This is a genomic window from Cellulomonas hominis (genome assembly GCF_005239125.1).
GTDB lineage: Bacteria > Actinomycetota > Actinomycetes > Actinomycetales > Cellulomonadaceae > Cellulomonas > Cellulomonas hominis_A.
Map to the genome: position 1 here is coordinate 1 of NZ_SZYE01000150.1, position 9741 is coordinate 9741.

8 protein-coding genes and 1 pseudogene are annotated in these 9741 nt (G+C 75.4%); all 9 read right to left on the reverse strand.

Annotated features, from left to right (window positions below):
• A partial coding sequence (dhaM, locus tag FA014_RS15025; RefSeq protein ID WP_268865894.1) for a dihydroxyacetone kinase phosphoryl donor subunit DhaM occupies nucleotides 1–418 on the reverse strand: 418 nt, incomplete at its 3' end.
• Nucleotides 415–1062, reverse strand: coding sequence for a dihydroxyacetone kinase subunit DhaL (dhaL, locus tag FA014_RS15030; RefSeq protein WP_154730467.1), 648 nt, complete (start codon nucleotides 1060–1062; stop codon nucleotides 415–417). The genes dhaL and dhaM, both read right to left, overlap by 4 nt.
• Nucleotides 1063–1123: 61 nt before the next feature.
• A complete protein-coding gene (gene dhaK / locus FA014_RS15035) occupies nucleotides 1124–2119 on the reverse strand; it encodes a dihydroxyacetone kinase subunit DhaK (RefSeq protein ID WP_154730468.1) in 996 nt (331 codons plus the stop codon).
• Between the two features lie 171 nt (nucleotides 2120–2290).
• A complete protein-coding gene (locus FA014_RS15040) occupies nucleotides 2291–3694 on the reverse strand; it encodes a bifunctional folylpolyglutamate synthase/dihydrofolate synthase (RefSeq protein ID WP_154730469.1) in 1404 nt (467 codons plus the stop codon).
• On the reverse strand, nucleotides 3694–7011 hold the full coding sequence (gene ileS, locus FA014_RS15045; RefSeq protein WP_154730470.1) for an isoleucine--tRNA ligase: 3318 nt from the start codon (nucleotides 7009–7011) through the stop codon (nucleotides 3694–3696). The genes FA014_RS15040 and ileS overlap by 1 nt, the downstream gene beginning before the upstream one ends.
• 461 nt (nucleotides 7012–7472) lie before the next feature.
• Entirely contained in the window at nucleotides 7473–7970 is a 498-nt protein-coding gene (locus tag FA014_RS15050; RefSeq protein WP_154730471.1) for a hypothetical protein, read from the reverse strand.
• A complete protein-coding gene (locus FA014_RS15055; RefSeq protein WP_154730472.1) occupies nucleotides 7925–8431 on the reverse strand; it encodes a phosphoribosyltransferase in 507 nt (168 codons plus the stop codon). Before FA014_RS15055 ends, FA014_RS15050 begins: the two co-directional genes overlap by 46 nt.
• A 70-nt stretch (nucleotides 8432–8501) precedes the next feature.
• Entirely contained in the window at nucleotides 8502–9029 is a 528-nt protein-coding gene (locus tag FA014_RS15060; RefSeq protein WP_154730473.1) for a DinB family protein, read from the reverse strand.
• Between the two features lie 63 nt (nucleotides 9030–9092).
• Nucleotides 9093–9741: pseudogene (locus tag FA014_RS15065) on the reverse strand (DNA primase); the annotation flags it as partial.

Here is a 9741-nt window from a genome sequence, read left to right on the forward strand (position 1 = left end):
GCCCCGCACCCGCGGCGTGCGGGAACCCCGCGCCCGCGGCCACGGCGGCGCCGAGCACCTCGCCGACCGGCGCGCCGCCCGCCGCGGTGACCCCGGCCGCGACGGCGGCCTCGACGAACGGCGCGTCCGCCAGGTGCACCCGCGCGGCGACGTCCTCGTCCAGGAACTCCAGGACGGACTCCGTGGTGAGCACCGCCGAGCCGAGGTCGGTGAGCACGACGGCGGACCGGCCGTCGGCGGTGGCCTCGCCGAGCGCCTGCTCGACCAGGTCGAAGCTCGTGCCGAGCCCGCCCGCGCCGTCGCCGCCCGCGGCGATGATCAGCACCTCGGGCGCCATCTGCGCCGCCAGCTCCCGGACGCCCTCGGCCAGCGTCGCCGAGTGCGAGACGAGGACGAGGGCGACCGGGGCGGCGCTCACGCCACCGCCTCCGCGGTGGTCGCCGCCGCCTCGAGGATCAGGGCGGTCGACGTGGCCCCCGGGTCCTGGTGCCCGGCCGAGCGCTCGCCGAGGTAGGACGCGCGTCCCTTCGTCGCGACGAGCGGGATCGTGGCCTCCGCGCCGCCGCGCGCCGCCTCGGCCGCCGCGGCCAGCACCGCGGCCGGGGAGGCGCCGGCGTCCGCCGCGGCGACCGCGGCCTCGACCGCCGGGCTCCACGCGTCGACCATCGTCTTCTCCCCCGTGGTGGCCTTGCCGCGCACGACGATGCCCTCCAGCCCGGCCTCGAGCATCGCCACGACGGCCGCGCTGTCGAGCTCGGGCAGACCGGTGACCTTCGCCGCGCGCAGGTAGGCCGTGCCGTAGAGCGGGCCCGCGGCGCCGCCGACCGTCGACATCAGGGTCGTGGCGACGAGCTTCAGCACCGCGCCGACGTCGCCGGGCGGCGCGTCGAGCCCGTCGAGCTTGGCCAGCACGGCGGTGAACCCCCGCGTGAGGTTCTCGCCGTGGTCCCCGTCGCCGATCTGCCGGTCGAGCTCGATGAGCTCGTCCCGGTGCTCGGTCACCACCTGCGCCGTGCGACGCACCCAGGCGACCGCCCAGCCCGCATCCAGAGACCCCGTCATGTCGCGCTCCCACCTCCGCCGTCGAGCCCGCGACCACGCCGCCGGGAGGGCGGCGGGCCGGCTACCAGTGCAGCGCGGCCGTGCGCACCGGCGCGTCCCAGAGCGCGGTGAGCTCGTCGTCCAACCGGAGGACAGTGACCGAGGCGCCCTGCATCTCCAGTGATGTCACATAGTTGCCCACGAGCGACCGGGTCACCTGGACCCCGCGGCCCTCGAGCAGCCTGCGTGCCTGACGATAGACGACGTAGAGCTCGGACTGCGGCGTGCCGCCCATGCCGTTGACGAACAGCAGCACCTGCTCCCCCGACGCCAGCGCCAGGTCGTCCGCCACGGGGGTCAGCAGCATCTCGGTGATCTCGTCCGCGGGGGCGGCCTTGATCCGGCGCCGGCCCGGCTCGCCGTGGATGCCGATGCCGATCTCGATCTCGTCCTCCGGCAGGTCGAAGGACGGCTTGCCCGCGTGCGGGACGGTGCACGCCGTGAGCGCGACGCCCATCGACCGCACGTTGGCGATCACCTTCTCGGCCACCGCGACGACGGCGTCCAGGTCGTCCCCCCGGGCCGCCGCGGCGCCGGCGATCTTCTCGACCGCGACGGTGCCCGCCACCCCACGGCGCCCGGCCGTGTACAGCGAGTCCTCCACGGCCACGTCGTCGTTGACCACCACGGTGCGGACCGTCAGGTCGTCGGCGTCGGCCAGCTCGGCGGCGGTCTCGAAGTTCAGCACGTCGCCCGTGTAGTTCTTGACGATCGCGAGCACGCCGGCGCCGCCGTCGGCCGCGGCGAACGCGGGGGCGATCTGGTCCGGGGTGGGCGAGGTGAACATCGCGCCCGGCACGGCCGCGTCGAGCATGCCGTCGCCGACGAACCCGGCGTGCAGCGGCTCGTGCCCGCTGCCGCCGCCGGAGACGAGGCCGACCTTGCCGCTGACGGCGCCGCCGGCGCGGACGACGAACAGCGGGTCGGTGTGCACCTCGACGACGTCGGCGTGCGCCAGGCCGAAGCCCTCCACCGACTCGGCGACGACGGACTGGGGGTCGTTGATGAGCTTCTTCACGGCGTTGGTTCCTTCCCGGCACCCGGACGCGGCGCCCTCGCCGCGACAGTGCTCACACTCGCCGCGCTGGTCGCGGGGCGTCAAGGGCACGGTGTGCGGCGGGGGTGCACGTTCGTGCACCCCCGCCGCCGGGCCGCGTGGGCCCGGGGTGCCCGGGCACGGGCGGACCCGTCAGGCGCGGCCCATGAGCACGCGCGCCTCGGCCACCAGGTAGATCGATCCCGTCACGAGCACCGCGGCGCCGCGCTCGACGTCGCGCTCCGCCAGGTCGGCCGCCAGGGTCACCGCCTCGTCGAGCCGCTCCCGCACGTGCACCCGGTCCTCGCCGAACACGTCGACCGCGATCTCGGCGAGGTCGTCGACCTCCATCGCCCGCGGGTTCGACGCCCGGGTGACGACCACCTCGGCCAGGTACGGCTCGAGCACCGCGAGGATGCTCTCCGGGTCCTTGTCCGCCATCGCCCCCACGACGCCGACGATCCGCTGGAACGCGAACGCCTCCTCGACCGCCGCGACGAGCGCCTCGGCGCCCGCCGGGTTGTGCGCCCCGTCGACCAGGACGGTCGGGCTGGACCGGACCAGCTCCAGGCGGCCGGGCGAGTCGACGTCGGCGAACGCGACCTCGACCACGGACCCGTCCAGGGCCCCGCCGCCCGCGACCAGCGCCTCGACGGCCGCGAGCGCCGCGAGCGCGTTGTGCGCCTGGTGCTCCCCGTGCAGCGGCAGGAACACGTCGGTGTAGACGCCGCCCGTCCCGCGCAGCGTGAGCAGCTGGCCGCCGACGGCGACCTGCCGGTCCACGACGTCGATGTCCACGCCCTCGCGCACCACCCGGGCCCCGCGCTCGGCCGCGGCGTGCAGGATGACCCCCTCGGCGTCCTCCTGCTGCCGGGACAGCACCAGCGTGGCGCCGTCCTTGACGATCCCGGACTTCTCCCCGGCGATCTCGACCAGCGTGTGCCCGAGCCACCGCTCGTGGTCGTAGGCGACGGGGGTGATGACCGCGACCTCGCCGTCGGCGACGTTGGTGGCGTCCCACCGCCCGCCCATGCCGACCTCGACGACCGCGACGTCCACCGGGGCGTCCGCGAAGGCCGCGAACGCCATGACCGTGAACACCTCGAAGAAGCTCAGCCGGGGCCGGCCCTCCGCCTGCTCGCGCACGTCCACCATGTGCACGTACGGCGCGACGTCCTGCCAGGTGGCGACGAACTGCTCGTCGGAGATCGGCTCCCCGTCGATCGCGATCCGCTCGTTCACGCGGTGCAGGTGCGGGCTGGTGAACCGGCCGGTGCGCAGACCGTGCTCGCGCACGAGCCGCTCCACCATCCGGGCGGTCGACGTCTTGCCGTTCGTCCCGGTGAGGTGCACGACCCGGTACGCCTTCTGCGGGTCGCCGAGCAGCTCGCACACCGCCGCGACCCGGTCCAGGGTCGGGTCGATGTCGTGCTCGGGCGCGCGCTCGAGGATGCCGGCGTACACCTCGTCGGCGGCGCGCCGGGCGGCCTGGGCCGCCTCGTCGCGCAGGTGGTCCGCCCCGCCGCGACCCGGGCCGGGCCGCTTGGCCGCGGCCATCAGGCGTCCACCCGCTCGACGCCGACGGTGAGGTCCGCGCCGTCGACGGTGCCGACCACCACCTCGGTGGCCAGCGTCTCGCGCGCGACGAACTCCCGGTGCGCCTCCACGGCGGCCCGGTGCTCCGCCGGGACGCCCAGGGTCAGCCGGATCCGGTCGGACACGACCAGGTCGGCCGCCTTGCGGGCGTCCTGCACGGCGCGGACCACGTCGCGGGCGTAGCCCTCGGCGCGCAGCGCGTCGTCCAGCGCGAGGTCGAGCACCACGAAGCCGCCCGAGGGCAGCACGCCCGCCGCCAGGGTCGGCGCCTCGCCCTCGGCGGTGCTGACGTCGATCGTCGTGGTGAGCTCGTACTCGGCGGGCTGCATCGGGACGTCGCCCTCCTCGGTGCGCACGACCACGGTGCCCTCGGCGTCGGTCGACCAGTCCCCGGCCTTGGCGGCGCGGATGACGGCCTGGACGCCCCGGCCCAGGCGCGGGCCCGCGGCGCGGGCGTTCACCGCGAGGTTGCTCCGGACCGCGACGCCGCCGGCGGCGGCCTCCTCGACCGTCGAGAGCGCGACGTGCTTGACGTTGAGCTCGGCGGCCAGCAGGTCCGCGAACGGCGCCAGCGCCTCCGGCGTCGCGGTCGCGACGCGGAGCTCGTTCAGCGGCTGGCGGACGCGCAGGCCGTTGGCCTTGCGCAGCGCCAGCGCCGCGGACACCGCCTCCCGCACGCCGTCGACCGCGGCGACCAGGTCGTCGTCGGCCGCGAGCGCCAGGTCGTCCGCCGAGCCGTCGCCGAGCGTCGGCCAGTCGGTCAGGTGCACCGAGCGGTCCCCGGTCAGGCCGCGCCACACCTCCTCGCTCAGCAGCGGGGCCAGCGGCGCCATGACGCGGGTCAGCGTCTCCAGCGCGGTCCACAGCGTGTCGAACGCCGCGGTGTCCTCCGCCCAGAACCGGTCGCGCTGCGTGCGCACGTACCAGTTGGTCAGCAGGTCCAGGTGCACGCGGACGGTCTCGCAGGCGCCGGGCACGTCGTACGCGTCGAGCTGCGCGGTGACGTCCTCGACGAGCTTGCGGGTCCGCGCCAGCACGTACCGGTCCATGGTCGTGACCGGGGTGTCCGGCGTGACCCGGCCCGCGGTCAGGCCGGCGCCCTGGTGCGCCGCGTTGGCGTACAGCGCGAAGAAGTACCAGGTGCTCCACAGCGGGAGCAGCACCTGGCGCACCTCGGAGCGGATGCCCTCCTCCGTGACGACCAGGTTGCCGCCCCGCAGGATGGGCGAGGCCATGAGGAACCAGCGCATCGCGTCCGAGCCGTCGCGGTCGAACACCTCGTTGACGTCCGGGTAGTTCCGCAGCGACTTGCTCATCTTGCGGCCGTCCGAGCCCAGCACGATGCCGTGCGAGACGGAGGTGCGGAACGCCGGGCGGTCGAACAGCGCGGTGGCCAGCACGTGCAGCAGGTAGAACCAGCCGCGGGTCTGCCCGATGTACTCCGTGATGAAGTCGCCCGGGTAGTGGTGCTCGAACCAGTCGGCGTTCTCGAACGGGTAGTGCACCTGCGCGAACGGCATCGAGCCGGAGTCGAACCACACGTCGAGCACGTCCGGGATCCGCCGCATGGTCGAGCGCCCGGTCGGGTCGTCCGGGTTCGGGCGGGTCAGCTCGTCGATGAACGGGCGGTGCAGGTCGGGCTCGCCGGCGTCGTTCAGCGGCAGCCGGCCGAAGTCGGCCTCCAGCTCGGCGAACGAGCCGTAGACGTCGATGCGCGGGTACTGGGCGTCGTCGCTCACCCACACCGGGATCGGCGTGCCCCAGTACCGGTTGCGGGACACCGACCAGTCGCGGGCGTTCGCGAGCCAGTTGCCGAACTGGCCGTCCTGGATGTGCTCCGGCACCCAGGAGATGTCCTGGTTCAGCTCGACCATCCGGTCCCGGAACGCGGTGACCTTCACGAACCAGGAGGACACCGCCTTGTAGATCAGCGGCTTCCGGCAGCGCCAGCAGTGCGGGTAGGAGTGCACGTACGACGCCTGGCGCAGCAGGCGGCCGTCGGCGCGCAGGCGCTGGGTGATCGGCTTGTTCGCCTCGAAGACCTGCTGACCCTCGAAGTCGGGCACGAGCGACGTGAACTTCCCGCCCTCGTCGACGCTCAGCACCGTGGGGATGCCGACCGCCTCGCAGGTCTCCTGGTCGACCTCGCCGTAGGCCGGGGCCTGGTGCACCACGCCGGTGCCGTCCTCGGTCGTGACGTAGTCGGCCAGCAGGACCTGGAACCCGTGCTCGGCCATGCCCGGCTGGTCGGCCAGGTAGTCGAACAGCCGCTCGTAGCGCACCCCGGCCAGGTCGGTGCCGCGGACCTCGCGGGTGACCGCGGCGAGCGCGTCCTCGGCGGAGTCGTAGCCGAGGTCCTTGGCGTAGCCCGCGACCAGGTCCCGGGCGAGCAGGAACGCCCCGGCGGTGGCGCTGGTGCCGTTCGGGCCGGCGGGGACCACGGCGTACGTGACCTCGGGACCCACCGCGAGCGCCGAGTTGGTCGGCAGCGTCCACGGGGTCGTCGTCCAGGCGAGGGCGGCGACGCCGTCGAGGCCGAGCTCGGCGGTGCGCTCGCCGGTCAGCGGGAACGTGACCGTCACCGTCTGGTCCTGGACGTCCTTGTAGACGTCGTCGTCCATCCGCAGCTCGTGGTTCGACAGCGGCGTCTGGTCGTTCCAGCAGTACGGCAGCACGCGGTAGCCCTCGTACGCCCAGCCCTTGTCGTAGAGCTGCTTGAACGCCCAGATCACCGACTCCATGAACGTCGGGTCCAGCGTCTTGTAGTCGTGCTCGAAGTCGACCCAGCGCGCCTGGCGCGTCACGTACACCTGCCACTCGTCGGTGTACCGCAGCACCGACGTCCGGCAGGCGTCGTTGAACGCCTTGATGCCCATCTGCTCGATCTGGGCCTTGTCGGTGATGCCGAGGATCCGCTCCGCCTCGAGCTCCGCCGGCAGGCCGTGCGTGTCCCAGCCGAACCGGCGCTCGACGCGGCGGCCCCGCTGCGTCTGGTACCGGCCGACGATGTCCTTGGCGTACCCGGTGAGCAGGTGGCCGTAGTGCGGCAGGCCGTTCGCGAACGGCGGGCCGTCGTAGAACACGAACTCGTTCGCGCCGTCGGTGCCGGCGTCACGGGCGTCGATCGACGCCTGGAACGTCCCGTCGGACTCCCAGTACGCGAGGACGTCCTTCTCCAGCGCCGGCAGGTCCGGGGACGCGGGCAGGCCGAAGGACGCGCCGGGCGCGACGGGGGCGGCGTGCTTGCCGCTCGGGGTGCGGTGCAGCGGATAGGCCATGGCGGATGGCGCTCCTGGTGGTCGGCGGGCCCGGGGGCCCGCGGTGCGGTGGCGGATCCACGGGGACGACGCCTGCCCGGCTCTCGCCCGGCGTGCACCGCGGTACCACCCCGCTTGCCGATCGCCGGTCCCGCTGATGGGCGGGGTCGGCGCGCGACCACTCTGCAGCTGCGGCTGTGACGGGCCTGCCCCGTCCGGTTCTACTGGGGGCGCCGGTGGTGCTGCCGCCCTGTTCTTCCGGAGGCTCCCCGGTGATGGCCGGATCGGTGCCTGTGCCCACGAGTGTAGCGACGGCGTCCAGCGGGCCGCACCGGGATACCCCGTGCGGGGCCGGCGCCCGCGCGCGGGCAAGCCGAGGCGCGGTGCCCCCGGCCCGATCCCCTCCCGATCGTCGCGCCGCACCCCGATCGATCAGGTGGTCACGCGACGACCGGGTGGGGTTCGGCAGGCACCCGCCGGGGCTACGCCCCGCACGCCTCGTCGAACAGCGCCACCGCCCGGGCGTCCCCGGCGAGCAGCGCCGCCGCGTGGCCGTCCTCCTCGACGAGCGCCGGGTAGCCCCAGACCGCCACGACCGGCTCGCCCCAGAGCGTCCGCCGACCGGCCCGCGCGCCCGAGTCGAGGGCGAACGCCCAGCCGGCGGGCACGGCGGCGGCGACACCCGCGAACAGCTCGGCCGGCACGAACGCCGGCCCGCCCCAGTCGTCGCGCACGAGCACGCTCAGGTGGTCGGCGAGCGCCAGCACACCCACCGCCCCGTACGCGCGGCCGGGGGTCACCGCGTACGCGGACGCGTCCGTCGTGCCGCGCGGGCGACGGGCCGGCGGCAGGAACACCCCGCGGGCCGCGACGCAGCGCAGCCGGAGCACCCCCGCGCCCGGCACGCGCCCGCCGCCCGTGCCGACCCCCGGCGTCAGACCGTGACCGGCGGCTGCGCCGACCAGGGGAACGTGATCCACCGGTCGGTCCGCCGCCACACGAAGTCGGGCGCCACGATCGAGTGCGACTTCGCGTACAGCACCGCGGTGCGCGCCTCCTCGCAGTGCTCGGACACCAGGCGCTGCACCAGCGCCAGGGTCTCCCCCGTGTCCGCCACGTCGTCGACGACCAGCGCGCGCCGGCCGACCAGCGCCGCGTTGTCCAGCAGCGGCGGCAGCACCACGGGCTCGGGCAGCCGGGCGTCGATGCCGGTGTAGAACTCGACGTTCAGGGTGCCGCACGCCTTGAGACCCAGCGCGTAGGACAGGGCCCCGGCGGGGAGCAGGCCGCCCCGGGCGACCGCCACCACCACGTCGGGCTCGAAGCCGGACGCCACCACCGCGCGGGCGAGGTCGCGCGCCGCCTCGCCGAACTCGTCCCAGCCCAGGATCTCGCGCTCGTCGGGCAGGTCCTGGCCGGGTGCGGCCTCCGCAGTCGTCATGCCGGTCAGGCTAACGCCCTCCCGCTGCGCGCCCGGACGCGCCCGGCCGCCCCCGGGCCGCCCCCGGCGGTCAGGAGCCCGTGACCGCCGCGGCGTGCTCGACGATCCGGCGCACGTCGTGCAGGTGGTGCAGGGCGTCGTGCGCGTTGTTCCGCGCGACGTCCTCCGCGCGCTGCGGCCCGCGGGTCGCGTGCTCCAGCACGACCCCCTCCGCGAGCGCCGCGGTCACCGCGTCGACCCAGCCCGGGACGACGCGCCGCAGGGCGAGCAGCGACGCCCCGACCGTGGCGTGCGCGTAGTCCCGCGCCGCCGCGAGGGCGTCCGGGTCGTAGCCGGCGGTCGTGGTCCGGCCGTCGCACCGGGCCGCGTCCAGCCGGTACGCCCAGGTCTCCAGGTTGTCCGCGACGTGCCGGACGTACGCGGCGGTCGACCAGCCGAGGTCGGGGTGCCGCAGCGGCTCCGGCGCGGTGACCAGCACGGCCGCGAACCGGCCGGGGACCTCGGACACCACGTGCACCGCCACGGCCGCGGTCAGCGCCCAGGTGTACCCGCACTCCCCGCACGGCTCGCCGTACAGCGCCGCGCCCCACAGCTCCATGCGGGCACCGTACCGCCGGGCGGCGCAGCCGCCGGGCGCGCGGGCGCCGCACCGGCACGTGGCTCAGGCGCTCTCGCGGAGCGCCCGCCGCCGGTTCTCGTGCTCGAACAGCTCGCGCGCCAGGTCGCGGTACCCGTCGGGGTCGGCCTGCGCGTCCATCCGCTGCAGGCGTCCCCGCAGGTCGGCGATGTGCCGGGTCAGCTCCATCTCGACCAGCGCCATGACCAGCCCGCGGGCGTAGCCGGGCAGCCGGTCGGGGCGGTCCTCGGGCAGCGGCGCCACCGCGAGGCGGGTGATCAGGCTCTCGACCGGCGACGCAGCCTCCTCGCGGACCGCCTCCACCCAGCCGACGGCCGCGCCGGGGCCGTCCGCGGCGACGCGGGACCGCGCGGCGGCCGCACCGCCGGCGGCGCGGATCGCGGCGTGCACCGCCCGGTACGCCGGCGCGGTGAACGCCTCCGGCGGCAGGTCGTCGAACTCCGGCGGCACGGCCTCCGGCATCTGCAGCACGGCCTCGAGGGCGCGCCGCTCGGTCGCGGTGACCGGGTCGCGCGGGTCGGGCATGGCCATCCGCGGCTCGGGCAGCGGGGTCGCGCCGCCCCCCGCCGCGCCGGCCCGGTCGAGGTCGTGCGGGGGGCCGTCGTCGTACGGCTCGGCGGGCCGCTCGTCGAACCGCTGGCCGTAGCCCTGGCCCCGGTTCGAGCCGCCGCGC

Bases quoted from the DNA above. Each gene is read 5' to 3' on its own strand.
- FA014_RS15040 (WP_154730469.1), bottom strand. From the start codon at position 3,694: ATGGCCGCGGCCAAGCGGCCCGGCCCGGGTCGCGGCGGGGCGGACCAC.
- FA014_RS15055 (WP_154730472.1), bottom strand. From the start codon at position 8,431: ATGACGACTGCGGAGGCCGCACCCGGCCAGGACCTGCCCGACGAGCGC.
- dhaL (WP_154730467.1), bottom strand. From the start codon at position 1,062: ATGACGGGGTCTCTGGATGCGGGCTGGGCGGTCGCCTGGGTGCGTCGC.
- FA014_RS15060 (WP_154730473.1), bottom strand. From the start codon at position 9,029: ATGGAGCTGTGGGGCGCGGCGCTGTACGGCGAGCCGTGCGGGGAGTGC.
- ileS (WP_154730470.1), bottom strand. From the start codon at position 7,011: ATGGCCTATCCGCTGCACCGCACCCCGAGCGGCAAGCACGCCGCCCCC.